The sequence below is a fragment of the Bacillus sp. SIMBA_005 genome, assembly GCF_046535585.1.
GTDB classification, from domain to species: Bacteria; Bacillota; Bacilli; order Bacillales; family Bacillaceae; genus Bacillus; species Bacillus pumilus.
In genome coordinates this window covers 1-272 of record NZ_JAWRWI010000400.1, presented here as the reverse complement: position 1 = coordinate 272, position 272 = coordinate 1, and the positions used below count along the sequence as shown (strand labels likewise).

The following is a 272-nucleotide window of genomic DNA, read 5'->3' as shown; positions in this document are numbered from 1 at the left end:
ACAGGACATCGTCCGCGTGAGAAGCCGCGGGTGAATTCCAGAGCACTGGACAGCGACGTTCTTTGGCCAGCAACTCACCGCGCGTACCCACCAGCATCAGCTCCGATTGCGCGTGGTCGATACAGTTCTGCGAATAGTCGAGAATCCGCTCATTGAAGGCGCCGACGAATCCCTGCTCCGAGCACAGCGCGATTACGATCCGCGCGCGCGGCTCCGACGGTGACTCGAGCGGCGGATGAGGCATCCCATGCCCGAGAACCGCGCCGATCGCG

At 63.2% G+C, this 272-nt stretch carries 1 protein-coding gene; it reads right to left on the bottom strand.

The window, feature by feature from the left end; all coding sequences use genetic code 11:
- On the bottom strand, positions 1-272 hold a 272-nt coding region (locus SB660_RS20630; protein WP_410584209.1), incomplete at both ends, for a hypothetical protein.